Source organism: Psychrobacter sp. WY6 (assembly GCF_018448495.1).
In the GTDB taxonomy this organism is placed as follows: Bacteria; Pseudomonadota; Gammaproteobacteria; order Pseudomonadales; family Moraxellaceae; genus Psychrobacter.
In genome coordinates this window covers 283,673-307,639 of the sequence record NZ_CP049902.1, presented here as the reverse complement: position 1 = coordinate 307,639, position 23,967 = coordinate 283,673, and the positions used below count along the sequence as shown (strand labels likewise).

The window sequence follows — 23,967 nt, the reverse complement described above, 5'->3', positions numbered from 1 at the left end:
CTTCTCCTCAATGGTTTTATAACTGTCTTTAATATTAATATCCAAAAATTATTCAGCTTGTAGCTCAAGTAAGCGCTGATATAGCGCATTCTTTTTGACGCCAGTGATATCAGCGCCCAATGCAGCGGCTTTTTTAACCGATAAGTCCTCAAGCAAGCGCTGCAATAATTTATCATGAATACTGATGTCATCCGCATCCTGCACCACATTCACGCCAGCGACGACCACGACTATCTCACCGCGCTGTTGATTGTCATCAGCTTTGACAAATTCCACCAAATCCCCAAGAGTGCTTTTATGGACAGTCTCAAAGGTCTTAGTCAATTCACGGCAAAAAGTGACTTCACGATCTGCGCCAAATATAGTCGCCATGTCTTCTAAACTGGCGATAATACGGTGCGGTGCTTCATAAAATATCAGCGTTTCGGTACGTGAGTTTAATGCTGCTAATTGCTTTTGGCGACCGTGGGTTTTGGCGGGTAAAAACCCAATAAAGCTAAAGCGGTCTGAGGGCAGTCCTGCGACTGACAGTGCAGCAATGGCAGCAGAGGCACCAATGATAGGAGAGACTCTAACGCCTGCGGCATGAGCGGCCTGTACCAGTTGATAACCTGGATCACTGATGAGTGGCGTACCAGCATCACTTATCAAAGCAACCGAATGTCCTTGCTCGATCATCTCGATAATTTTGGGTGTTTGAATGGCACTATTGTGCTCATGGTATGCCCAAAGCTTGTTATGACCTTTTTGCTTGGTCGCGGTATCAGCGTCTGTCACGTTATTATCGGTATTATTTTTAGTGTTAGGAGCTTCTGACTCTTTTTCGTCGTCGGCTTTACTGCCTTTGGTATCAATGCCAAAATGCGACAATAGCTTACCTGAGGTACGGGTGTCTTCACAGGCAATGATGGCGACTTGTTTTAAAACATCGATGGCATGCGGCGTCATATCGCTCATATTGCCAATCGGCGTGGCAACGATATATAGACAAGCTGGCATCGCGGTAGGGCTAGACATGAAAACCTCGGAGTATTAAAAGCGGGAATTAAAATATAATGTGGCGCGCTGACTGACAAAACTGGTTAAAAATAGAACTTAAGCAAAGCATAAAACACCATACCAGCATCTGCACGCGAAAGTGGCTAGTTTAGCATGATGTGCTATGATAATTCTGAAATGTTAACGAGACCCATCGACCTTATGTGCAGTCATAAACCTTTGAACCTCACTTCACCAAGGCAGCGTCAAGGCAGTCTGTTTGAGCAGCAGGCGTGTGAGTTTTTACAATCGCAAGGATTGATTTTGATTGCCCAAAATTGGCAGCAGCCCAAAGTGGGTGAGCTGGATTTGATTATGCTGGAGACAGGTTCAGCATGGTCAACATTGGTATTTATCGAAGTGCGTCAACGGCAGCGTTCAGGTTTTGGTGGTGCTGCACTGAGCGTGACGGCAAGCAAACAACGTAAAGTGATTAGAACGGCGCAATATTTTTTGCAACAGCATCCTGAGTATGAGGATTATGACTGCCGGTTCGATGTCATCGCTTATGATACGGTAGGTACTCATATTAAGACTAGTGGTCAAAACATAGCAAATCAACCACAATGGCTCAAAGGTGCTTTTATAGCAGATACGTGATATTAGGATGCAAAAGCTACCCAACTAGAAGGTAGTAAGTACTTATCATCGAGTGAGCGTTACCAAAAACCTAACCGCTGATAGTAAAAATTAAGTAAAGTAGCTAAGTTGTTATTAACTGAATTAACAGTTGTCAAAACAAATGTTATTAGATTAAAACTGGCTCAATCAATTGACTTTATACGATCGTCACACTCATGTTCTAAGAGGTAAATCATGACACGGATGCATTTGCGCACTGCTATTTTTGGCTCATCACGCCGCACCGCGATAGGCGTTATGCTAATGACCAGCATCGTTACTACGGGCTGTACCACCAATTATTTGACCAATAGTACAGAAGGTACGTATGGTGTGCCGATGACAGAGCGTACCATTCCGCAGCGACTACTGGATCGCAGTATCGAACATACCGTTAAAATCAATGTTTATGGGTTAAAAGAAGACCTGCAACAAACCAGCCGTATGGGTATTGATAGCTTTAATAGTGAAGTGTTATTGACAGGTGAAGTACCCACTGAAGCCATCAAACTAGAAGTCGAAAAAGTCGTCAGCTCTATGCCAGATGTGCGTCATGTCTATAATGAGCTAAACGTCAGCGCGTCTAAAGGCTATAGCTCGACGGTTCATGATGGCTATATCACCTCAAAACTGCTGGCAAAAGTCGCCGCGAGTGATGGCGTCAAAGCCTCACAGATCAAAGCAGTGACCAATGATGGTGTGGTTTATATCATGGGACGTATGACACCGACTCAGCAGAGTCACCTAATCGATATCGCCAATAGCACCGTTGGTGTGACTGAGCTGGTGCTGCTGACGACCGTCGTTGATGACAGGGGCGTAAAGATAAGTAAAGACGACATTATGTCTGAAAATAACTTGGTAAATCCTGCTTCAGTACCAGTCGTTGTGGACGGGGTAGCTGCTGCTAGCGTTAATAATTCTGAAGCGCCAGCGTCCGTTGCTACATCGACTCCTATCGTCGTGACCGAAGATGGCACAACCGTTGAGCAACCATCATCAAGCCCATATATAGACCTGTATCAAGATCCGTAAAAAGTGTTCTAAAACACAGCTGTTATTTATTAATAAAACAAAAAAACAGTGGCTAAATAGCTTGTAGCGTAAGCTATTTGCCCCGTCAGTTTAAACCGTGTTTAATGACAAGAAACCTAAACACTGTTAACAGGAAAAACACGAGAACTTCTGAGCCAGCCAGTAAGATATAAAAAGCGAAGAATAGACAAGACAGTACTAGGGCGTGTCTTCATTTCAAAAATGGCGATAAAAATGAGATAAATTGCCGTCAAACAAGAAAAATAGCGTAGATAATATCGGGATATTAACCAGCTATTTGACGATGTTTGGCAATATTTATCCATTTTTAGCCCATTTAGATGACTATTGAGTGAATTGAAGACACGCCCTAGTGCTTATTTTATAAAAGGACTATCGCAGTGCTGTTACTTTTGACTCATGTATAAATATAATAGGGATACTGGCAATGAAGGATGCAAACAAGCACTTAGAATATAATAAAAGCCGTCAAAAAAAATAATGAAAGCATGACTAATAATACTGCTAGCAAAGTAGGCATTCTAAAATTCACAGGTGTCGCCGCCTTAGCACTGGGTAGCGTTGCGCTAGCCACCCAGAATGCGCAAGCCCTATCGCCACTCGCTATCGTCAATGGCATTACTGCTAGTGGCGGCGTTGGCGTCAGCAAAAACATTCTCTATGGTGATGAGCCCGATCAAGATTTGGATATTTATTATCCCAAGCCATTAGCACAAGCGATGAAAGCCCAAAGCGCTATCAATGATGGTGCGATTAATGATAGCTATCCGATGGTGGTTTTTGTCCACGGTGGCTCGTGGGAGAGTGGTAATAAAGAACAGTATGCCTTTGTCGGTCAGAGTTTGGCGCAAGCAGGTTATGTCACCGCCGTGATTAATTATCGTAAAGCGCCTGAGCATGTGTACCCTGATTATGTCAAAGATACGGCGCAAGCGATTGCTTGGAGTATCAATAATGCTCCGAGCTTACATGCTGATCCTAAACGCTTGGCGGTAATTGGACATTCTGCTGGTGCATTTAACGCGGTTGCAGCGGTCGCCAATGAAGATTTTTTAGCGCCTTATGGTATTAAGCCAAAGGATATTACCGCGGTCGTGGGTATTGCTGGTCCTTATAGTTATGACTTCCGTAAATTTGATAGCGCCACCGCCTTTGCTGCTGATGCTACGCCAGACGACGTTATGCCAGACCGTCAAATCAAAGGCGAGCAGCCCCCGTATTTATTGTTGACTGCCGAAAAAGACAAAGTGGTGTACGCGACCAATACGATTAAAATGACCAAAGCGTTGCAAGAGGCGGGCGTCACCGTAGAAAATGGTGAAATAAAAGGTGCCAGTCATGCGACCAGTATTGGTGCGATGGCACCGCCGCTACGTTGGGTCAATGATGTACGCGCGCAAGTACTGACGTACTTGGATAAAATGCTCAAATAATGGATGGCAATCAGAAGTTAGGTGCAGTTGCGTAAGACAGTACTGTAAGATGCTTAAACTCTTGTTATAATGTCGTCACTTTAAATCTATACCCTATCTGACACTTTAAGGCAGAATATTCTATGAGCATGAACGCTGACGATTTGATTGCATTTTTACAGACTCACTTCCCAGACGCTTTTATTCAAGCTGCCAATCAAGGTAATAAGTTTGATGTACGCGTGGTTGATGCCAGTTTTGAAGGTAAGCGTGCCGTGCAACGTCAGCAGGCGATTTATGCATTAGTCAATGATAAGATCGCCAGTGGCGATATTCATGCGCTCAATATTCAAGCGCTGACGCCTGCTGAATGGGACGTTCAATCCAAAGGCTAGACCGTTATATATATGATTGGGCTTGTTAGACTGGCTATTATATTGGCTGGGTGTGATTGGTCTGATTTTCACTATTTTAATACTCATCGTTAGGTTGTCACTTCTATGGATCAATTTTTAATCACTGGTAGTAGTCGTATCGCAGGGGAAGTTACTATCTCAGGCGCCAAAAATGCTGCTTTGCCGTTACTTGCCGCTATGATATTGGCTGAGACGCCAACGACATTGCACAATGTGCCATCGTTACAAGATGTGCGGACGTTGATTGAATTGATCGGTGGTATGGGTATCAAAATCCAAAAGCAGGACGATACTGTCACCTGCGATACCAAGAATATCGATAATTTCTATGCACCGTATGATTTAGTAAAAACCATGCGCGCATCGATTTTAGTGCTTGGACCATTGCTAGCACGTTTTGGTGAGGCAGAAGTGTCATTGCCTGGCGGCTGTGCCATTGGTTCACGTCCTGTTGACCAACACCTAAAAGCCTTTGAAGCGATGGGTGCTGAAATTAGTGTCGAAAATGGCTACGTAAAAGCACAAGCGCCAAAGGGCGGTAAGCTGATTGGCTGTAACTACTCTTTTGATATGATTACCGTGGGCGGTACTGAAAACGTCATTATGGCAGCCGCACTTGCCAAAGGTACGACTGTCTTAGGTAACTGTGCCCTTGAGCCAGAAGTCGTTGATTTGGCCAATATGTTGGTCGCGATGGGTGCTAAAATCAGCGGTATCGGTACTTCGATCATGACTATCGAAGGTGTCGAGCGCTTACATGGCTGTGAGTATTCAGTCGTACCAGACCGTATCGAAACAGGCTCTTACCTTGCTGGTGCACTCATGACGCGTGGCGATGTGTTGACTAAAAACACCTCTGCGCTATTATTAACACCTGTGTTAGAAAAATTCGAAGACATGGGTGCCATTATTACCACTGGTGATGGTTGGATTCGTGCGCAGATGAAAGGTCGCCCTAAAGCGGTTGATATCCGTACTCAGCCGCATCCAGGTTTCCCAACCGATATGCAAGCGCAGGTCATGGCTATTGCGTGTCTGGCGGATGGTACGAGTACCTTTATCGAAAACATTTTTGAAAACCGCTACATGCATGTCCCTGAGCTTAATCGTCTAGGCGCTTCTATCCAAGTAGATGGTCATACGGCCGTAGTAAAAGGCGTCGAAAACTTCACCGCGGCCCCTGTGATGGCGACTGATTTACGTGCGTCTATGTCATTGGTGATGGCAGCGGCAACTGCTGAAGGTGAAAGTTTAATCGACCGCATTTATCATATCGATCGTGGTTATGAGCATGTCGAAGAAAAGCTGCGTGCGCTTGGGGTCAATATCGAACGTATCAATACTAATGACTAGTATCGATTTACTTATCAAATCCATGACCTCAATGATTGATACGATTGGCGTTGATATGAATAGCTTAGTAATCTAGCACTATTAGTAACCTACCACTAAAAGCCCCCTTCAGCGGGGTGTTAACTGCACATGGACATGATGTCATTATGACTGAAGCAAGCAATAGCCTACCAAATGATGGTTTATTAAATGAAGTAAATGATGAGTTTTCAGGCTTAACACTGGCCTTATCAAAAGGTCGTATTCTAGAAGAGACCATGCCACTGCTACGCGCAGCTGGTGTTGAGTTATTAGAAGATCCTGAAGCCTCACGCAAACTTATTTTTCCAACCTCAAACCCCAATGTGCGTGTATTAATTTTGCGTGCCAGTGATGTGCCAACCTACGTTGAGCATGGCGCGGCTGACTTTGGGGTGGCGGGTAAAGATGTGTTGCTTGAGCATGGTGCCAACCATGTCTATGAGTTACTTGATTTGCAAATTGCTCAGTGTAAGTTGATGACAGCTGGCGTGAAAGATGCGCCGCTACCCAATCGTCGCCTACGTATTGCGACCAAATACGTCAATGTTGCCCGCGCTTACTTTGCCAGCCAAGGTCAGCAAGTGGATGTGATTAAACTGTATGGCTCTATGGAGCTTGCGCCGTTGGTCGGATTGGGTGATTTGATCGTCGATGTGGTTGATACAGGTAATACGTTGCGCGCCAACGGTCTTGAAGCACGCGACCATATTTGCGATGTGTCCTCACGCCTTATCGTCAATCAAGTGAGCTACAAGCGTAAATTTGCGTTACTTGAGCCGATTTTAGATAGCTTTAAAAACAGTATTGCCAGCGCTTCATAAATTAATTCCCAATGAATCAATGTCTTATCAAATGGTACTAATCATTGGTAATCTCAAGCATTGTCATACAAATTTTTAAACCAGTTTAGCGCTATAAGATAGATATAGCGTGCTAAACTGGTTTTGTTGTATTTGCTTGCCAGAAAGTATGAGATTAGTATAATCTGAACAAACTAAATATATAGAAACTGGTATATCAGCCATCACAATTATTATTAATACTCAATACCCCTCATTTTTACATCGCTAATTTTCAGCAGTCTTTTATGCTCAGATATAGGATTAAGTCATGCGCCAACTAAGTACCCAAGATGCCGATTTTGACAGTCAGTTGACAGAGTTACTTGCCTTTGAAACTGTCAATGATGCCGATTTACTTAAGACCGTTGATGATATCATCGCGCAAGTTCGGCATGATGGCGATCGCGTCGTACTGGCGTTAACCCAGCAATTCGATCAGCATCCGGCGACGACGATGCAAGAGCTAGAGCTGTCTAAAGAGGCGCTTGCTGAAGCGTTTGCGAATCTTGATGATACAGTGAAATCCGCATTGACCACCGCAGCAACGCGTGTGCAGACTTTTCATGAGCGCCAAGTACAAGAGACTTGGCAGTATGAAGATGAGCTTGGTAATCGCTTGGGTCAAAAAGTGACGCCGCTTGATCGCGTTGGTATTTATGTGCCCGGCGGCTTGGCCTCTTATCCATCTTCTGTATTGATGAATGCCATTCCTGCCAAAGTGGCTGGTGTTAAAGAGGTCATCATGGTGGTGCCAGCGCCAAAAGGCGTGCTCAATCCATTGGTATTGGCAGCTGCGCATTTGGCACAAGTCGACCGTGTCTTTACCATCGGCGGTGCGCAAGCGGTTGCGGCCTTGGCATATGGTACCGAAACGATTCCAGCGGTGGATAAAATCACTGGCCCTGGTAATAAATATGTTGCTGCCGCCAAGCGGGCGGTATTTGGTCAAGTTGGGATTGATATGATCGCTGGTCCCTCTGAAGTATTGGTCTATGCAGAGGGCGAGGCGCAAGACCGTGCTGATTGGCTGGCGATGGATTTATTGTCACAAGCTGAGCATGACCGCATTGCTCAAGCCATCTTTGTCACGACAAGTAGTAAGCAGCTTGCAGACGTAGCGGCTGAAATTGAAAAAGCGCTGGCAGAGTTGCCAAAAGCCGATATCGCCCGCGATTCTCTAAAAAATCGTGGCGCACTTATTTTAGTCAAAGACCGCGTTGAAGGTATGGCGGTGATTAATCGGGTTGCCCCTGAACATTTAGAATTGTCAGTTAATCATCCTGATGCGCTACTCAACGATATTCGTCATGCAGGTGCTATTTTCATGGGACGTCACACGCCTGAGGCGATTGGTGACTACTGTGCAGGACCCAATCACGTGTTGCCAACCTCTGGCACCGCGCGTTTCTCTTCACCGCTTGGTGTTTATGATTTCCAAAAGAAATCCTCTATTATTTATTGTACTGAATCCGGTAGTAAGCCATTGGCTGAGACCGCAGATATTTTAGCGCAACGTGAGGACTTAGAAGCCCATGCGCGCTCAGCCCGTTATCGTTATCAGTAACGTGGCTTAATGATTACTTTTGAATTGTACTTTTGAGATTTATATTTAATAATTTATGTGGCTAATAGTAGGATAACTTATGAGTGAGTTAAAGATAGACACCAGACTTTGGTCATCTAAAGCGCGTAATTTGTCACCTTACGTTCCTGGTGAGCAGCCTCAGCATGAAAATTTATGCAAATTAAATACCAATGAAAACCCATTTCCGCCGTCACCAAAAGTAGGCGAGGCAATCGCAAAAGTCCTAGAGCAGCAAGCGGATGATCTGCGTTTATATCCAGCGCCTGAGTCTGATGATTTGCGTGCCGCATTGGCACAACTCTATAATATTGATATCAACCAAGTGTTTGTTGGCAATGGTTCTGATGAAGTATTGGCGCTAGTATTTGCCAGCTTTTTCCTAAAAGAGCGACCTGTTTTAGCACCTGATATCAGCTATAGTTTCTATCCAGTCTATGCGCAGACCTTTGGTATCGAGCTGGTACAAATTGCCTTGGAAGAAGATTTTAGTATTGATCCTGACGCCTATCGCCAGCCTTGTAGCGGCATCATCATTGCCAATCCAAATGCCCCAACTGGACTGCTATTATCGCTTGCTGATATTCGCAAGCTGGCTAGTGAGCACTCAAACTCAGTGATTGTAATTGATGAAGCTTATATTGATTTTGCGCGGGCAGCTGACGGTAGCTCAGATGCAGAAATTTCAGCAGTAAGCTTAATCAATGAGTTTGACAACATTCTTGTGACCCAAACCTTTTCAAAGTCACGTTCGCTTGCTGGATTACGCGTTGGTATGGCTTTTGGTAATGCCTCATTGATTGAAGCCTTAACCCGTATGAAAAACAGCTTTAATAGCTATCCACTGGATAAGCTGGCGCAAGTAGGGGCGACTGCCAGTGTATTGGATGTCGAGTATTTTACTCAGACCTGCCAGCAAGTCATCGACTTACGCCAATCTCTCACAGCAGAGCTGACAGCGTTAGGTTTTGATGTGTTGCCATCGCATGCCAACTTTGTTTTTGCCCGCCCTAAAGACGGTAATGCCAATGCGGTAGCGAATGCGTTACGTGAGCAAGGTATCATCGTCCGTCATTTTGACAAGCCACGCATCAATGAGTATTTGCGTATCACTACCGGTACAGCAGAGCAAAACAGCCGCTTGATAGATGCTTTACAGACGTTGCAGAAAGAGGCTGAAATAATTGCTGATTAATATCTGGTTCGCGATTTAAATCTTGATAATTGAATCACGATGCTTGTATTGATAAAAAGCCTGCCAACATCATGTTGCGCAGGCTTTTTGACGAATTTCTCTAGTCACGTTTTTAGAACAATCTTAAGGGTATTTGTGGATATTTTCTTGAGTTAAAACGCTTAATAGATTACCGACTTTATCCAAACATTCTTGGTATTCAGCATCGCAATCAGAGGCGACAGTGATACCACCGCCTGCCCATAAGCTAATATGTCTTTTTTTATCCAATTCATTATGTGATGAAGTGTTAGCTTGCAGCGTACGAATGAGCACATTCCATTGACCACTGCCATCAAAGTTCATATAGCCCAATGTGCCACAATAAGCACCGCGCGGTGCAGTTTCTAGCTCAGATATAATTTCAACCGCCCGCTTTTTTGGGGTGCCAGTAATCGAGCCAGCAGGCAAACTACCAAACAAAACGGCGAGTGGGTGAGTGTCCGTCTGTAATTCTGCGGTAATGGTGCTGACCATATGGTGCACATTGCTAAAACTCTCAATCGCGAATAACTGCGGCACTTTTACGCTGCCTATCTTGGCATATTTACCCAAGTCATTACGCAATAAATCGACAATCATCACATTTTCGGCGCGATCCTTTTCACTATCAGTCAGTTGCTGTTTATAAGCATGGTCTTGTTGAATATTGGTGCTGCGCGGCATGGTCCCTTTGATGGGCTTAGTGATGATATGGTGCTTGCCAGTATCGATATCTTTGGTAAATGTAAAGAACAACTCAGGCGAGCAGCTCAATAATTCAAACGGATGCTGGGACGTATTTTTTGATTTCACGGTTAAAGGGATTAACCGCTAAGTATCCAGCAAAAGGTGCTTGGGTATTACGATGTAAAGCAGGCAAATCAATCAGCATCGGCAAGGTGGTATTATCACTAGGATTATGATCAAAAAAACCTTGCCATTCTTGGGTTAGGTTGATTTGATAACAGTCGCCTTGCTGTAGATATTTTTGGGTTTGATTGAATGCTTGTTGATAGTCTTGTTTGCGCCATCGTGATTTTAATACTAAAGGAGCAGGCAGTGGTGATGCTGTCAGTTGCGTTTTATTGAGACAGTTATCAGCCAGCTTTTTATCTACTATATCTAAATAAGAGACAAGTGCCGTGATTATTTTATTTTTTTGCTGATTATTAAAGTCGTTTTCAGAGTCGTTAGCAATTGCATTTATCGTTAATTCCCAACCTGTGTTGCCATGATTTCCATCAGGTGCTAGGTAAATATCATAATGCCCTAATACGGCACAAGGCTGTGCTGCTCGCTCAATTTTGGCGGCCGGGCTTAGCTCATGAGCCGCAATATCATAACCAATAAAACCTATCAGACCATGATGATAACTTGGTTTTTCATTTAAATCGCTTACTGATTCTGAGTTTTCATTATCAGTATCATAAGTTTGACTATAACTGATTAATTCATCTTGCCAGTCGCTATAACTCATATGAGTGCTAGTGATATCATTGTGAACGACGTCACGGCAGGTTTTTGTGACTTGATAAAGGGCTGCTTGTTCGTTAGAATTTGACGTTTTTTCAGCATAATCATAAACAGACCAGCTTACTTTTGGCAATAAGCCAATCACTGGTTGACCATCATTGTTGAGCCAAATTAATTGCCAGTTTGCCTTAGTGTCTTGTGCGATCAAATACTGCTGTAGCAGCGGCATAAGTTCTGCAGCCGATAGGTCACCAAAACGCCAGCTAGGTTTAGTAGCTGGCGATGGGTCAGAAATTGTCTGCTCAGTTTTGAGAGGATGTGCTGCGAGCATAGTTAGGCGTCAAACTTTTTAATGATTAATGTGGCATTAGTACCGCCAAAGCCAAAGCAAAGCTGTTGCTCATTAGTGTCTCAAGCTTGGCTTCACGCATTTCGGTGACAATATCAAAGCCTTCAGCCGCAGGGTCTAAATTATCAACATTGATACTGGGCGCAATGAAGCCTTCTTGTAGCATCAATAAGCAATAAATTAGCTCTTGCGCACCAACGGCACCAAGGCTATGACCTGTCATAGATTTAGTAGAGCTGATCGCAGGTACTTGACTGATATCATCGCCAAATGCTTTAGCAATGGCTTTAAGCTCAGTGATGTCACCAAGTGGCGTACTAGTACCGTGGCTGTTTATATAGTCGACAGTTTGCAAACCAGCTTCGGCCAGTGCTTGCTGCATACAGCGCACGGCACCTTCACCACTTGGCGCAACCATTTCAGCGCCATCAGAGCTGGCACCATAACCGACGATTTCAGCCAGTATATTGGCACCATGTGCTTGGGCATGCTCTAGACTTTCAACCACGACCATCGCACCACCAGCAGCAATCACAAAGCCATCACGATCTTTATCATAAGCTCTTGAGGCGCGCTGCGGTGTCTCATTATACTGAGTACTGACTGCACCCATGGCATCAAACATACAAGACTGTGTCCAATGTTCCGCTTCACTACCACCCGCGAGTATCACATCTGCTTTGCCTAACTGAATAAGTTCAGCCGCATGACCGATGCAATGGGTTGAGGTGGCACAAGCAGAGGTTAAAGAATAGGAGACACCTTGGATTTTTAAACCTGTTGCCAATGCCGCTGATACTGAACTGCCCATCGTTTTTGGCACAGCCATCGCGCCGACGCCGCGCAGACCTTTATCCCGCATGGCATCTATAGCATTGACAATATTCTCTGTCGATGCGCCGCCAGAGCTTGCGACCACGCCCACGCGTGGATTATTATTGATGGTTTCAAGCGACAAACCAGACTGCTTAATGGCGTTTAAAGCACTGACATAAGCGTATAGACTGGCATCACTAAAAAACCGCTTCAACTTACGATCGATACCACTGGTATCAAGCGTCGACTGGTCGATACTGCCGCTAACGTGTGATTTAAACCCATGCTCAGCATAAGCCTCATTAAATGTAATGCCAGACTGCCCTTGCTTTAAAGCGGCAGTGACCGTGGCTAAATCATGTCCGATACAAGAGACGATCCCTGCTCCAGTGATAACAACGCGGCGCATATTCTATTCCTTATGAGTAACGATTTTTCACAATTATTTTTAATAATCGTTTTTAAGTATGTATTTCTATTATTTAATATTAGGGTATGTTGAGCGTTAAAGTCTCATTTTACAATCATTGTGATGATTATAGTAAGACTATATGCTTGGTAACTGATTATTTATAAGTAATAACTACTTATAAATAGAAGTACAAGTGTACTGTGAGTTATGGCACATGATAACTTATCGAGCGTTCAAAATCTTTGTACAAGTGCAAAATAACGACAAAATCGCGCTTGCTGTCTAAAGCAATCTAAAAAGACTATTTGCTTGAAGACACTTATAAGATGTTATCAATCATACATCAAGTGATACTTTTGGATACAAAATTTGTGATTGCGATAACATTGTTCGCACTGACATCGATTATAGTGATTGACTAGAATGGCACATCTATTATTATAAATCGCTTACAATAAAACAAAAACTCATCACATTAAGGACATCACGATGGCGAAGCGTAGCACTCTCTCTAAAGGTATCACTACCGTTGGCTCTTTTACTCGCAATAATCTAGAGCGCATGGGCGCTATGATTGATAGCATGAATGCTAAGACGGGAAAACCGCGTCAATACAAAGCAGTTAACTTAGGCGATGAAGACTATCAGCAGGATTTATTCCGTGAGCAAACGTTGAAAGCCACTCAGCAATTGTTAGGGCCACGTTTTGCCACTTATGGTAAATATGCCAAAAAAGTAGTGCCAAACAGTTTTTTTCAGTCGACGGTCGATGGCGCTTTTGCACAAGTGGCAAACCTTGCTTCTAACTGGAGTCAGATTGATTTACCTAATGAGCATCGTTTCGCCAATATCGCAAGCTTAGATGATGAAGAGCGTTATGCATTAGCCACTGATATCGCCAATCAAAACCGTGCATTGGCAACGATAGGGGGCTTAACAGGTTTGGCTGGGCTTCCTGGTTTACTGGCTGATACACTTTGGCTTTTATTGGTATCGTTACGTACCGTCTATCAGTTGGGTGCTGTCTACAATAAACCCCTTACAGGTAAGCAAGGCGTCAAGATGGCTTATGAGTTGCTAGCAAATGCTGACCTTAGTAAGATGCAAGAAAAACAAGCTGCTAGCAGGTATTGGTATCGGCAAAGGTTTATTGGATAATGCCCAAAGCAGTGGTCTACATAATGAGCTAAAAAACCTAGGTCTAAAGGATAAAAACGTCAACTTTTATGCAGAACAAGTTGACAGTATTGCCAGTCAGGTCGGTATAGACTTGGATAAAATCAATTTAACATGGATACGCAAATTCTTACCAGTTACCGCTGTTATCGTTGGTATGCGCTACAACAGCCAGCTCATTGATGAAGTGATTGGCGTGGCTCAAGCGACTTTTGCCCCAGAAGCCAAACTTGCCAATCGTGCAATCACTGATGATAGCGGTAATGAAGCTAAGGTAAACAAAACAGCTGACAATGACAAGCAGCAAGATGTTGAGAAAGAGTCAAGCAAGGATACCGATAGCAAGAAAGACACTGCTGAAGAAAAAAACAACCATCAAGAAGCTGATGAAAAGATCGTGAAAGAAACGCAGAAAAACGACAATGACAACAATGACAAGCAAGGCAGTCAGAACAAATCCTCTGACAGCAAATCAAACAAGACGGCTAACAAGAAAAGCAAATAAGGGCGTCTAAATAATCAGACTTAAGTACCTTCTGTCTTAAGCTAGCTTATATCATAGAAGGATTATGAGCTGGATATCTACTACTAATTTTGGCGATAGTGTCTTTCTCTTGAAAAACAAGATAATATCGCCATTTAGTACTTATAAATTGCTATTTATTTATAGTCAAACATCTTATTTAAATCGTTCGTGACGCTACTTTCGATATACTGTATGACAATCTACTTTTTAGCTGATTTTTAACTAAAAATAGATAAAGTGTTATAGTAGTAGGGTGAATGCATATCTATCAAATGTTGTAAAGTGCAATCACGCATAAGTGGTTGAAATAGCAGCAACAACTCTTTATAATACACTGTCCTAAAAATGGGTGTACCAAAATCTGTCGTTAAAGTCAGATGGATGGTGCGTTTCCCCATTTTTTGTTTTATACCAAACGGGAGAAGGATGCCTCATGGCAACAACTAACCAATTGATTCGTAAAGGTCGCAAAACCATCAAGGAAAAGTCAAAAGTTCCTGCGTTGGAAGCGTGCCCACAACGTCGTGGTGTATGTACTCGCGTATATACTACTACCCCTAAAAAACCTAACTCGGCCATGCGTAAAGTATGTCGTGTACGTTTGACTTCAGGTTATGAAGTATCAAGCTATATCGGCGGCGAAGGTCATAACCTACAAGAGCACAGTGTTGTTCTTATCCGTGGTGGTCGTGTAAAAGATCTACCAGGTGTACGTTATCACACCGTTCGTGGTGCATTAGATTGCGCAGGCGTTAAAGACCGTAAGCAAGGTCGCTCTAAATATGGTGCTAAGAAGCCTAAAGTTTAATAACTAATCGTTATTAGCTAAGCTTTTTTATACCAAACATTAACTGTGCATGGGTCTGGTGTTGACAGTATTATTAAATTAGTAATTCACTGTTAAAACATACCGCCGTGCAGTAAGGCTGACTGACAACTCGATATAACGCCATCCAATATTAATTGGTGCGAGATTGTGAATGTCAGACACTCCTGAAGAAAAGGATATTTATTATGCCAAGACGTCGCGTCGTTGCTACCCGTGAGATCCTACCGGATCCTAAGTTTGGTAGCCAAACTGTTGCAAAATTCATCAACCATGTAATGAGTCATGGTAAAAAATCTACTGCTGAGCGTATCGTTTACGGTGCACTTGAAACAGTAAGCGAAAAACGTAAAATCGAAGATCCAGTATCTTTCTTCGAAGAAGTTTTAGAAAATGTACGCCCAATGGTAGAAGTGAAAGCTCGCCGCGTTGGTGGTGCAACCTACCAAGTACCAATGGAAGTACGCCCCTCCCGTCGTACTGCCTTGGCTATGCGTTGGTTAGCTGAAGCTGCTGCTAAGCGTTCTGAAAAATCAATGGCTTTGCGTTTGGCTGGCGAATTGAATGATGCTGCTGATGGCAAAGGCGCTGCTATGAAAAAGCGTGACGAAGTTCACCGCATGGCAGATGCTAACAAAGCGTTCTCTCATTACCGCTTCTAAGCTACTGTTTATTAGTAGTAGCTTTAGATTAGCTGGCTGAAGTCAGCTAATCTTACATTGTTATTTATTCTATTGATTGCCGCCATCGTTTATCTTGTTGTAAGTAGTTTTTGACTATCAACAACGAGATGGCGGACATCTATCAAGATGTCTCTCTTAATTAAGTATGCTTGTCACAAGAGAGCATCCCAAATCTGATGCCGCACTATTCTTAGTATTTGCTTTTTTTGTCCGTATTAGGCTTAATAATCAGTAAGTAATATGAAGCTGACCGCTTTGTCATAGAGTATGAGGTAGAGACACAATACATTATTATATACACGACTTTTCCTAGGAAAACACTATGGCTCGTAAAACTCCCCTAAAACGCTATCGCAACATTGGTATCTCAGCGCACATCGATGCTGGTAAGACAACCACTACTGAGCGTGTTTTATTTTATACCGGTGTTAGTCACAAACTTGGTGAAGTACATGATGGCGCAGCCACTATGGACTGGATGGAGCAAGAACAAGAGCGCGGTATTACTATTACCTCAGCAGCGACGACTTGTTTTTGGTCAGGTATGGCAAAACAGTTTGACGAACATCGTATCAACATCATTGACACCCCAGGTCACGTTGACTTCACGATCGAAGTTGAACGTTCTATGCGTGTACTTGATGGCGCTTGCATGGTTTACTGTGCAGTAGGCGGCGTTCAGCCACAGTCTGAGACCGTATGGCGTCAGGCAAATAAATATAAAGTTCCACGTCTTGCATTTGTAAACAAAATGGATCGCGTTGGCGCTGATTTCTATCGTGTTATTGAGCAGATCAAAACTCGTCTAGGCGGTAATCCTGTGCCATTGGTTATTCCAATTGGTAAAGAAGATGATTTCGAAGGCGTTATCGATCTAGTTACGATGAAAGCTCTTTATTGGGATGAAGCATCTCAAGGTATGGAGTTTGAAGAGCGCGAAATCCCAGCTGAATTACAAGAAAAAGCAGAAGAGTATCGTGAGATTCTTGTAGAAAATGCGGCTGAAGCAACAGAAGAATTGATGAATGAGTATCTAGAAAATGGCGAGTTGTCTGTAGAGCAGATCAACGTTGCTATTCGTCAATTGACTATTGATAACCAAATCATTCCATTACTTTGTGGTACTGCCTTTAAGAACAAAGGTGTACAAAAGATGTTGGATGCGGTTATTCAGTATCTTCCAGCACCAATGGATGTACCTGCTATTAAAGGTATCCTTGATGACAAAGATGAAACTGAAGGCACTCGTGAAGCTTCAGATGAAGCGCCATTCTCAGCTTTAGCATTTAAAATCATGAATGACAAATTCGTTGGTAACTTAACCTTCGTTCGTGTTTATTCAGGTGTTTTAACGCAAGGCAGCAGTGTTTATAACCCAGTCAAAATGAAGCGTGAGCGCGTTGGTCGTATTGTACAGATGATGGCTAACTCTCAAGAAGAGTTGCAAGAAATCCGTACTGGTGATATCGCTGCATTGGTCGGCATGAAAGACGTAACGACTGGTGATACGCTATGTGATGAGCAAAATGTTATCACGCTTGAGCGCATGGAATTCCCAGATCCAGTTATCAGCTTAGCGGTTGAACCTAAGACCAAAGCTGACCAAGAAAGAATGTCAATCGCTTTAGGTCGTTTGGCGAAAGAAGATCCATCGTTCCGTGTACATACTGACGAAGAGTCTGGTCAGACGATCATCAGTGGTATGGGTGAGCTGCATCTAGAGATTCTTGTTGATCGTATGAAGCGTGAGTTTAACGTTGAAGCGAACATCGGTGCGCCGCAGGTTGCTTATCGTGAAACGATTCGTAACACGGTTGAGCAAGAAGGCAAATTCGTACGTCAGACTGGTGGTCGTGGTAAATTCGGTCACGTTTGGTTACGTCTTGAGCCACTTGATCCAGCAGGCGATACTGAATATGAATTCGCTGAAGAAGTTGTTGGTGGTACTGTACCGAAAGAATTCCATGGTGCTGTTGATAAAGGTATCCGAGAACGCATGAAAAATGGCGTACTTGCTGGTTATCCAGTGGTTGGCGTAAAAGCGACCTTGTATGACGGTTCTTATCATGACGTCGATTCGGATGAGCTATCATTTAAGATGGCTGGTTCTATGGCATTCAGAAAAGGCTTCATGGCAGCAGATCCAGCGCTACTTGAGCCAATCATGAAAGTTGAAGTTGAAACGCCTGAAGATTATATGGGCGATATCATGGGCGATCTTAACCGTCGTCGTGGTTTGGTACAGGGTATGGAAGACCTACCTGGCGGTACTAAGCAGATCCGTGCCGAAGTGCCATTAGCAGAAATGTTTGGTTATGCCACACAAATGCGCTCAATGTCACAAGGCCGTGCTACTTATTCAATGGAATTCCAAAAGTACGCTGAGATTCCAAAATCAGTTGCTGCTGACATCATCTCTAAATTCAACAATAAAGATGATGACGAGTAAGTAATCGTCTATTAAATATGACAATGTAGCTATTATCTCTATGTTGTCATAGAAGAATACGCCAATAATTGGTTAAAAGACTTGTTATTGGCGGTGATTTTCTTATAATATCTGCACATTAGTATGTGTACCCTTTTAACAATTATCTTAATGTGGTCAAGATCGTCTTTGTTATCGTATTTATACGAGCTTAGCATTTGACCCCAAAAAAAGAGGAAATACCCATGGCAAAGGCCAAGTTTGAACGCGTAAAGCCACACGTCAACGTCGGTACAATCGGACACGTTGACCACGGTAAAACAACCCTAACAGCTGCCATCGCAACTGTAGCAGCAATCACCTCTGGTGGCGAAGCCAAAGACTACGCGTCTATTGACTCAGCACCAGAAGAAAAAGCACGTGGCATCACCATCAACACCTCACACGTAGAATATGACACCCCAGCACGTCACTACGCTCACGTCGATTGCCCAGGTCACGCCGATTATGTTAAAAACATGATCACTGGTGCCGCTCAAATGGACGGCGCAATCCTAGTCGTATCAGCAACTGACGGCCCAATGCCACAAACCCGTGAGCACATCCTGCTTTCACGTCAGGTTGGCGTACCGTACATCATCGTATTCATGAACAAATGTGATGTTGTTGATGACGAAGAACTGCTAGAACTCGTAGAAATGGAAGTTCGTGAACTTCTTAATGACTACGACTTCCCAGGTGATGATACCCCAATCATCCATGGTTCAGCCACTGAAGCCCTAAAAGGCTCACAAGAAAAATACGGCCAACCAGCGGTTGTAGAACTTCTTAACGTTCTTGACACCTACATCCCAGAGCCAGAGCGTGACGTTGATAAAGCATTCCTAATGCCAATCGAAGACGTATTCTCAATCTCAGGCCGTGGTACTGTAGTAACAGGTCGTGTTGAATCTGGTATCGTACGCGTAGGCGACGAAATCGAAATCGTCGGTATCCGTGACACTCAAAAAACCACCTGTACTGGTGTAGAGATGTTCCGTAAACTGCTTGACGAAGGTCGTGCAGGCGAAAACTGTGGCGTACTACTACGTGGTACTAAGCGTGAAGACGTACAACGTGGCCAAGTACTAGCTAAGCCAGGTTCAATCACTCCTCACACCAAGTTTGACGCTGAAGTATATGTACTGTCAAAAGAAGAGGGTGGTCGTCATACACCATTCCTAAACGGCTATCGCCCACAGTTCTACTTCCGTACTACTGACGTAACTGGTGCAATCCAATTACAAGACGGTACTGAAATGGTTATGCCTGGTGATAACGTTGAGATGGGCGTAGAGCTTATCCACCCAATCGCTATGGACAAAGGTCTTCGCTTCGCTATTCGTGAAGGCGGCCGTACGGTAGGCGCTGGTGTTGTTGCTAACGTACTAAACTAATCTATCAGTCTCAGTAATGAGCTTGTAAGTTAGTCATAAAAAGCCATCCTTGTTTAAGGGTGGCTTTTTTTAGATAAAATGATCGGGAAATATGGTTATTCTTCGGTAGTATGATCAAACCTTTTGTTATCTTAGCCAACATGATTAGCCAGTTATATCTATAACGTTTATAATTTACTTTCCCATCTATTGTAATTCTTAGCGGAGCTTGCTATATTAACGCTGCTTCTTATTAGTCGCTTGTATCTTCATTTTGTTAAAGTAATGATGATTCAATAGCACATTCAAATAAGAGTAAAACTAGGTAAAGTGATAATTTTACCGCTAAAGGCTTGCATTTTATATCAAATATTGTATAATGCTGTCCTTTACACCCATAGGCGATTGGCTCAATTGGTAGAGCATCGGTCTCCAAAACCGAGGGTTGTAGGTTCGAGTCCTACATCGCCTGCCATCTTCTTATCACATCTTTGTTATACCTCACCATCTCCGAAGCGAGTTCTTTATGAGCAATGATCAAGATAACCTCGAGACTAAGTTATCTGATGCCAAGGCGGGTGCTGGTGGAATGCTGTCTAAAGGTAAGCACATCTCAGCGGGCAATCAAACAACTGCTGTTGAAGTGGCTAAGACAGGCTCAATAAAAGATGTGGTACTGTGGCTACTTGCCGCAGCAGTATTAATCGGGGCGACGTTAGTTAATCAGTATTTACCTGGCTATTGGCAACCTGCCAATGATATCTGGGTACGTATTGGTATTATCATTGCCCTTATTGTATTCGCCTTAGTATGCTTGGCATTAACGCATCAAGGCCGCGCTTTTAAAATATTATTAAAAGACGCTGCTGTTGAATTGCGCCGAGTGACATGGCCAGGTAAGGATGAAACGTTTCAATATACCTGGCAGGTCATTGTCATGATTGCCATTGTTGGTTTTCTGGTTTGGTTATTAGATAACTTTTTCAATTGGTTCGTTGGCATCTTTATTGGTTAGTCGCACGTATTAGTGAGTCTTACCCCAAAATTTACTTATAATGATCAGGAGCGTGATATGCGTTGGTATATTGTCCAAGCGTTTTCAGGATATGAAAAGCAAGTACAGCGTTCATTAACTGATCGTATTAATCGTAGTGACTTCGCTGAATCATTCGGTGACGTATTGGTTCCTACTGAAGAAGTCGTTGAAATGAAAGACGGCAAAAAGCGTAAGAGTGAGCGTAAGTTCTTTCCAGGTTATGTATTGATCCAGATGGAAATGAACGACAATACTTGGCACATTGTTAAAGAGTGCCCACGTATTATGGGTTTCATCGGTGGCACACCTGAAACACCAGCGCCAATTACGCAAGTAGAAGCGGATCGTATTTTAAACCGTTTGAATCAGACTGAAACCGACCCACGTCCTAAGACTTTATTTGAGCCGGGCGAAGAGCTGTTGGTTATCGATGGTCCATTTACTGACTTTAAAGGGTTGGTAGAAAAAGTGGATTACGAGAAGTCTAAACTACATTTAACCGTAAACGTATTTAATCGACCGACTCAGGTCGAGCTTGAATTTAGTAAAGTTGAAAAGCTAGACTAAATCAGCAAAAAAGTTCATTAACCGGGGAGCTGTTAGTCAATAAGGTTTATACCACATTGATTTGGCGCTATTACCCATTTAGGAGAAAATCATGGCTAAGAAGATTGATGGTTACATCAAACTACAAGTCCCTGCAGGCAAAGCAAATCCTTCACCACCGATTGGTCCAGCATTGGGTCAAAAAGGCGTGAACATCATGGCGTTCTGTAAAGAATTTAACGCTGCGACCTCAAATCAAGAGCCGGGTCTACCGATTCCTACTGAGATCACTGTATATAGCGATAAGTCTTTTACTTTCATCATGAAGTCACCACCAGCTGCATACTTACTACGTAAGGCTGCTGGTATCGCTAAAGGTTCTGGTACACCAAATACCGCTAAAGTCGGTAAAGTTGACCGTGCACAACTAGAAGACATCGTTAAGACCAAAGATGCAGATTTAACTGCTGCTGATCTTGATGCTGCTGTTCGTACCATCGCTGGTACTGCACGTTCAATGGGTATTACCGTGGAGGGTGTGTAAATGAGCAAGCTAACCAAACGTCAAAAAGAAATTCAAAGCCGTATCGTACATGAAAAGCAGTATACAGTTGAAGAAGCGGTTCAAATCCTAAACGATTTACCACCTCTTAAATTCAAAGAGTCAATTGATATTGCGATTAACTTGGGTGTTGACCCGCGTAAATCTGATCAAGTGGTTCGTGGCGCTACTAACTTACCTGCTGGTACTGGTAAAACCAAACGCGTTGCTGTATTTGCTCAAGGTGCTGCTGAAGCCGCCAAAGAAGCTGGTGCAGATATCGTTGGTTTTGAAGACCTAGCAGAATCAATCAAAGCTGGTAACATGGACTTTGATATCGTTATTGCTGCTCCTGATGCAATGCGTGTTGTTGGTCAACTAGGTACTATCCTAGGTCCACGTGGTCTAATGCCTAACCCTAAAGTCGGTACGGTTACGCCTAACGTTGCTGAAGCGGTTACTAACGCTAAAGCCGGTCAAGCACAGTATCGTGTAGACAAAGCAGGTATCATCCACACGACTATCGGTCAAGTTGGTTTTACTGCTGAGCAAGTAATCCAGAATGCTGAAGCACTGATTGCAGATTTAAGACGTGCTAAGCCTGCTACTTCTAAAGGTACTTTCATTAAGAAAATTACCTTGTCTAGCACGATGGGTCCTGGTCTAAGTATTGATCCAGTTCCATATCGCACAGCAAAATAATTAGATATGTGCCTTTATTTGACGATTTTAAATAAAGGCTGCAAAAATATTTTAAAGAATTAGGTCAGCGTAGCAAACGCTATGCTGTCTAAGACCGTAGGTAGAAAGCAGTTTTACGTTTTTATTAATTGTTTTCGGATCATTAGTAATAACAACGAGCTGCTTTTGTTAATCGACGAAAGATGAAAATCTCAATTGTCCTACGCAGACGGTGACCCACCCAGTTGTTGATAAGAGCCGATAGTTCAATCTATCACTTGATGTCATTCTGATAACGGTGCCGTAATCAGTCGTTATGAGTAAATTTATTATTAATAAATATGCTGATAACGTGTCGTATCAAGTCAGTCTAAGCGATTCGTTTAATTATTGAATGCCAATGCTTAAAAGCTTAGGTTTAAATGATTAAATATTCAGCTGATTGATAAGATTAAAGGAGTCAACTTATGGCATTAACGCTAGAGCAAAAACAACAAGTTGTGGCTGAAGTGTCTGAAGTTGCTGCTAATGCTTACTCAGCAGTAGCTGCCGAATATCATGGTATTGGTGTTGCAAAGCTTACTAAGCTGCGCGAACAAGCCCGTGAAAAAGGCGTCGTTTTGAAAGTGGTAAAAAATACCCTAGCAAAACGTGCGTTTGAAGGCACTAAGTTTGAGAGCATGTCAGACCGTATGACTGGTCCATTACTTTTGGCTTTCTCTATGGAAGATTTGGGATCTGCTGCTCGAGTTGTTTTCGAGTTCAGTAAAGATCACAAAGCTTTAGAGACCAAATTGGTATCAGTTGGTGGTGTTGTTTATGGTCCAGAAGAGCTAGAGCGCGTATCGAAGCTACCAACTCGCGACGAAGCAATCTCTATCTTGATGGCTACTATGAATGCACCAGTTACCAAGCTTGTTCAAACTATGAACGCTGTTCCTAGTAAGCTTGTTCGCACGGTAGCAGCAATCAAAGACGCAAAAGAAGCGGCATAATTGCTTGTTTTAACGTAACTTTGACATCGCCGATTGCACTTTACTGCCAACACTATTTGAAAATTTGGCAAGCAATCCAAGCGATTTTAAAATCAATTAATTTTTATCAGATAACGGAGAGTTCTCATGGCACTATCTAAAGATGACGTGTTAAACGCAATCGCTGAAATGTCAGTAATGGATATCGTTGAATTAATCAGCGCTATGGAAGAAAAATTCGGCGTAACAGCTGCTGTTGCTGCTGCACCTGCTGCTGCTGGCCCTGCTGCTGCTGCTGCTGAAGAAAAAGACGAGTTTGACGTAGTTCTTGCCAGCTTTGGCGAGAAGAAAGTTGGCGTAATTAAAGCCGTACGTGAAGCTACTGGTCTTGGCTTGAAAGAAGCGAAAGATTTGGTTGAAAGCGCTCCAGCTCCAATCAAAGAAGGCGTTAACAAAGCTGAAGCTGAAGAGTTGAAAAAGAAACTTGAAGAAGCTGGTGCAACTGTTGAACTAAAATAAGCTTCGCTT

At 43.2% G+C, this 23,967-nt stretch carries 21 protein-coding genes, 1 tRNA gene and 2 pseudogenes; 21 read left to right on the top strand and 3 right to left on the bottom strand.

Going from position 1 to position 23,967, the window contains the following annotated elements; genetic code table 11:
• Nucleotides 1-48: 48 nt before the first annotated feature.
• Nucleotides 49-1,017 (bottom strand): 16S rRNA (cytidine(1402)-2'-O)-methyltransferase, encoded by a 969-nt coding sequence (gene rsmI / locus G7Y90_RS01470; RefSeq protein WP_201560803.1) that lies wholly within the window; start codon nt 1,015-1,017, stop codon nt 49-51.
• Nucleotides 1,018-1,152: 135 nt separating this feature from the next.
• Between rsmI and G7Y90_RS01465 the strand changes: the two genes are divergently transcribed.
• From G7Y90_RS01465 to hisC, 8 genes are all read left to right on the top strand, one after another.
• Nucleotides 1,153-1,638: a YraN family protein gene (locus G7Y90_RS01465; RefSeq protein WP_201560802.1), complete on the top strand. Its 486-nt coding sequence runs from the start codon at nt 1,153-1,155 to the stop codon at nt 1,636-1,638.
• Between the two features lie 216 nt (nt 1,639-1,854).
• Complete coding sequence (locus G7Y90_RS01460) at nt 1,855-2,694, top strand: BON domain-containing protein (protein ID WP_238049497.1); 840 nt, start codon at nt 1,855-1,857, stop codon at nt 2,692-2,694.
• A 509-nt stretch (nt 2,695-3,203) separates the two neighbouring features.
• Nucleotides 3,204-4,148, top strand: a complete 945-nt coding sequence (locus G7Y90_RS01455; RefSeq protein WP_055125903.1) for an alpha/beta hydrolase — start codon at nt 3,204-3,206, stop codon at nt 4,146-4,148.
• A gap of 122 nt (nt 4,149-4,270) precedes the next feature.
• Complete coding sequence (locus tag G7Y90_RS01450) at nt 4,271-4,522, top strand: BolA family protein (RefSeq protein ID WP_010200621.1); 252 nt, start codon at nt 4,271-4,273, stop codon at nt 4,520-4,522.
• A gap of 105 nt (nt 4,523-4,627) precedes the next feature.
• Nucleotides 4,628-5,896: a UDP-N-acetylglucosamine 1-carboxyvinyltransferase gene (gene murA, locus G7Y90_RS01445; RefSeq protein ID WP_201540651.1), complete on the top strand. Its 1,269-nt coding sequence runs from the start codon at nt 4,628-4,630 to the stop codon at nt 5,894-5,896.
• 146 nt (nt 5,897-6,042) lie between these two features.
• Nucleotides 6,043-6,738: an ATP phosphoribosyltransferase gene (gene hisG, locus G7Y90_RS01440; protein WP_045447985.1), complete on the top strand. Its 696-nt coding sequence runs from the start codon at nt 6,043-6,045 to the stop codon at nt 6,736-6,738.
• A 289-nt stretch (nt 6,739-7,027) separates the two neighbouring features.
• Nucleotides 7,028-8,323 (top strand): histidinol dehydrogenase, encoded by a 1,296-nt coding sequence (hisD, locus tag G7Y90_RS01435; RefSeq protein ID WP_250163191.1) that lies wholly within the window; start codon nt 7,028-7,030, stop codon nt 8,321-8,323.
• 79 nt (nt 8,324-8,402) lie between these two features.
• Nucleotides 8,403-9,536, top strand: coding sequence for a histidinol-phosphate transaminase (hisC, locus tag G7Y90_RS01430; RefSeq protein WP_250163190.1), 1,134 nt, complete (start codon nt 8,403-8,405; stop codon nt 9,534-9,536).
• A 123-nt stretch (nt 9,537-9,659) separates the two neighbouring features.
• Here the strand turns inward: hisC and G7Y90_RS18785 are convergent.
• A pseudogene (locus G7Y90_RS18785) lies at nt 9,660-11,259 on the bottom strand (anthranilate synthase component I family protein).
• A gap of 104 nt (nt 11,260-11,363) precedes the next feature.
• Nucleotides 11,364-12,604: pseudogene (locus tag G7Y90_RS01415) on the bottom strand (beta-ketoacyl synthase N-terminal-like domain-containing protein).
• 492 nt (nt 12,605-13,096) lie between these two features.
• Here G7Y90_RS01415 and G7Y90_RS01410 point away from each other — a divergent pair.
• The 13 genes from G7Y90_RS01410 to rplL all read left to right on the top strand — a co-directional run bounded on the left by G7Y90_RS01410 (nt 13,097) and on the right by rplL (nt 23,958).
• Nucleotides 13,097-13,765, top strand: coding sequence for a hypothetical protein (locus G7Y90_RS01410; protein ID WP_250163187.1), 669 nt, complete (start codon nt 13,097-13,099; stop codon nt 13,763-13,765).
• A complete protein-coding gene (locus tag G7Y90_RS01405) occupies nt 13,758-14,288 on the top strand; it encodes a hypothetical protein (RefSeq protein WP_250163186.1) in 531 nt (176 codons plus the stop codon). The genes G7Y90_RS01410 and G7Y90_RS01405 overlap by 8 nt, the downstream gene beginning before the upstream one ends.
• Nucleotides 14,289-14,742: 454 nt before the next feature.
• Nucleotides 14,743-15,117 carry a 30S ribosomal protein S12 gene (gene rpsL / locus G7Y90_RS01400; protein ID WP_011281154.1) on the top strand — a complete coding sequence of 125 codons (375 nt, stop codon included), beginning with the start codon at nt 14,743-14,745 and terminating at the stop codon, nt 15,115-15,117.
• A 206-nt stretch (nt 15,118-15,323) separates the two neighbouring features.
• Nucleotides 15,324-15,797, top strand: a complete 474-nt coding sequence (gene rpsG / locus G7Y90_RS01395) for a 30S ribosomal protein S7 (protein ID WP_021814163.1) — start codon at nt 15,324-15,326, stop codon at nt 15,795-15,797.
• A 343-nt stretch (nt 15,798-16,140) separates the two neighbouring features.
• Nucleotides 16,141-18,267: an elongation factor G gene (fusA, locus tag G7Y90_RS01390; protein ID WP_055125899.1), complete on the top strand. Its 2,127-nt coding sequence runs from the start codon at nt 16,141-16,143 to the stop codon at nt 18,265-18,267.
• 224 nt (nt 18,268-18,491) lie between these two features.
• Nucleotides 18,492-19,682, top strand: a complete 1,191-nt coding sequence (gene tuf, locus G7Y90_RS01385) for an elongation factor Tu (RefSeq protein WP_055124836.1) — start codon at nt 18,492-18,494, stop codon at nt 19,680-19,682.
• 378 nt (nt 19,683-20,060) lie between these two features.
• Nucleotides 20,061-20,136, top strand: a tRNA-Trp gene (locus tag G7Y90_RS01380).
• Between the two features lie 51 nt (nt 20,137-20,187).
• Nucleotides 20,188-20,676 (top strand): preprotein translocase subunit SecE, encoded by a 489-nt coding sequence (gene secE, locus G7Y90_RS01375; protein ID WP_250163185.1) that lies wholly within the window; start codon nt 20,188-20,190, stop codon nt 20,674-20,676.
• 57 nt (nt 20,677-20,733) lie between these two features.
• Nucleotides 20,734-21,264: a transcription termination/antitermination protein NusG gene (nusG, locus tag G7Y90_RS01370; protein WP_045443893.1), complete on the top strand. Its 531-nt coding sequence runs from the start codon at nt 20,734-20,736 to the stop codon at nt 21,262-21,264.
• 91 nt (nt 21,265-21,355) lie between these two features.
• On the top strand, nt 21,356-21,787 hold the full coding sequence (gene rplK / locus G7Y90_RS01365) for a 50S ribosomal protein L11 (RefSeq protein WP_010201717.1): 432 nt from the start codon (nt 21,356-21,358) through the stop codon (nt 21,785-21,787).
• Nucleotides 21,788-22,486 (top strand): 50S ribosomal protein L1, encoded by a 699-nt coding sequence (rplA, locus tag G7Y90_RS01360; RefSeq protein WP_250163184.1) that lies wholly within the window; start codon nt 21,788-21,790, stop codon nt 22,484-22,486. It begins immediately after the preceding gene.
• Nucleotides 22,487-22,932: 446 nt separating this feature from the next.
• Nucleotides 22,933-23,460, top strand: a complete 528-nt coding sequence (gene rplJ, locus G7Y90_RS01355; protein WP_045443904.1) for a 50S ribosomal protein L10 — start codon at nt 22,933-22,935, stop codon at nt 23,458-23,460.
• Nucleotides 23,461-23,586: 126 nt separating this feature from the next.
• Entirely contained in the window at nt 23,587-23,958 is a 372-nt protein-coding gene (gene rplL, locus G7Y90_RS01350) for a 50S ribosomal protein L7/L12 (protein ID WP_011514491.1), read from the top strand.
• The last annotated feature ends 9 nt before the right edge of the window (nt 23,959-23,967 follow it).

What these genes read in the sequence shown, in the direction of transcription:
- rsmI (WP_201560803.1), bottom strand. Translation starts at nt 1,017, where the DNA reads ATGTCTAGCCCTACCGCGATGCCAGCTTGTCTATATATCGTTGCCACG.
- G7Y90_RS01465 (WP_201560802.1), top strand. Translation starts at nt 1,153, where the DNA reads ATGATGTGCTATGATAATTCTGAAATGTTAACGAGACCCATCGACCTT.
- G7Y90_RS01460 (WP_238049497.1), top strand. Translation starts at nt 1,855, where the DNA reads ATGACACGGATGCATTTGCGCACTGCTATTTTTGGCTCATCACGCCGC.
- G7Y90_RS01455 (WP_055125903.1), top strand. Translation starts at nt 3,204, where the DNA reads ATGACTAATAATACTGCTAGCAAAGTAGGCATTCTAAAATTCACAGGT.
- G7Y90_RS01450 (WP_010200621.1), top strand. Translation starts at nt 4,271, where the DNA reads ATGAGCATGAACGCTGACGATTTGATTGCATTTTTACAGACTCACTTC.
- murA (WP_201540651.1), top strand. Translation starts at nt 4,628, where the DNA reads ATGGATCAATTTTTAATCACTGGTAGTAGTCGTATCGCAGGGGAAGTT.
- hisG (WP_045447985.1), top strand. Translation starts at nt 6,043, where the DNA reads ATGACTGAAGCAAGCAATAGCCTACCAAATGATGGTTTATTAAATGAA.
- hisD (WP_250163191.1), top strand. Translation starts at nt 7,028, where the DNA reads ATGCGCCAACTAAGTACCCAAGATGCCGATTTTGACAGTCAGTTGACA.
- hisC (WP_250163190.1), top strand. Translation starts at nt 8,403, where the DNA reads ATGAGTGAGTTAAAGATAGACACCAGACTTTGGTCATCTAAAGCGCGT.
- G7Y90_RS01410 (WP_250163187.1), top strand. Translation starts at nt 13,097, where the DNA reads ATGGCGAAGCGTAGCACTCTCTCTAAAGGTATCACTACCGTTGGCTCT.
- rpsL (WP_011281154.1), top strand. Translation starts at nt 14,743, where the DNA reads ATGGCAACAACTAACCAATTGATTCGTAAAGGTCGCAAAACCATCAAG.
- rpsG (WP_021814163.1), top strand. Translation starts at nt 15,324, where the DNA reads ATGCCAAGACGTCGCGTCGTTGCTACCCGTGAGATCCTACCGGATCCT.
- fusA (WP_055125899.1), top strand. Translation starts at nt 16,141, where the DNA reads ATGGCTCGTAAAACTCCCCTAAAACGCTATCGCAACATTGGTATCTCA.
- tuf (WP_055124836.1), top strand. Translation starts at nt 18,492, where the DNA reads ATGGCAAAGGCCAAGTTTGAACGCGTAAAGCCACACGTCAACGTCGGT.
- secE (WP_250163185.1), top strand. Translation starts at nt 20,188, where the DNA reads ATGAGCAATGATCAAGATAACCTCGAGACTAAGTTATCTGATGCCAAG.
- nusG (WP_045443893.1), top strand. Translation starts at nt 20,734, where the DNA reads ATGCGTTGGTATATTGTCCAAGCGTTTTCAGGATATGAAAAGCAAGTA.
- rplK (WP_010201717.1), top strand. Translation starts at nt 21,356, where the DNA reads ATGGCTAAGAAGATTGATGGTTACATCAAACTACAAGTCCCTGCAGGC.
- rplA (WP_250163184.1), top strand. Translation starts at nt 21,788, where the DNA reads ATGAGCAAGCTAACCAAACGTCAAAAAGAAATTCAAAGCCGTATCGTA.
- rplJ (WP_045443904.1), top strand. Translation starts at nt 22,933, where the DNA reads ATGGCATTAACGCTAGAGCAAAAACAACAAGTTGTGGCTGAAGTGTCT.
- rplL (WP_011514491.1), top strand. Translation starts at nt 23,587, where the DNA reads ATGGCACTATCTAAAGATGACGTGTTAAACGCAATCGCTGAAATGTCA.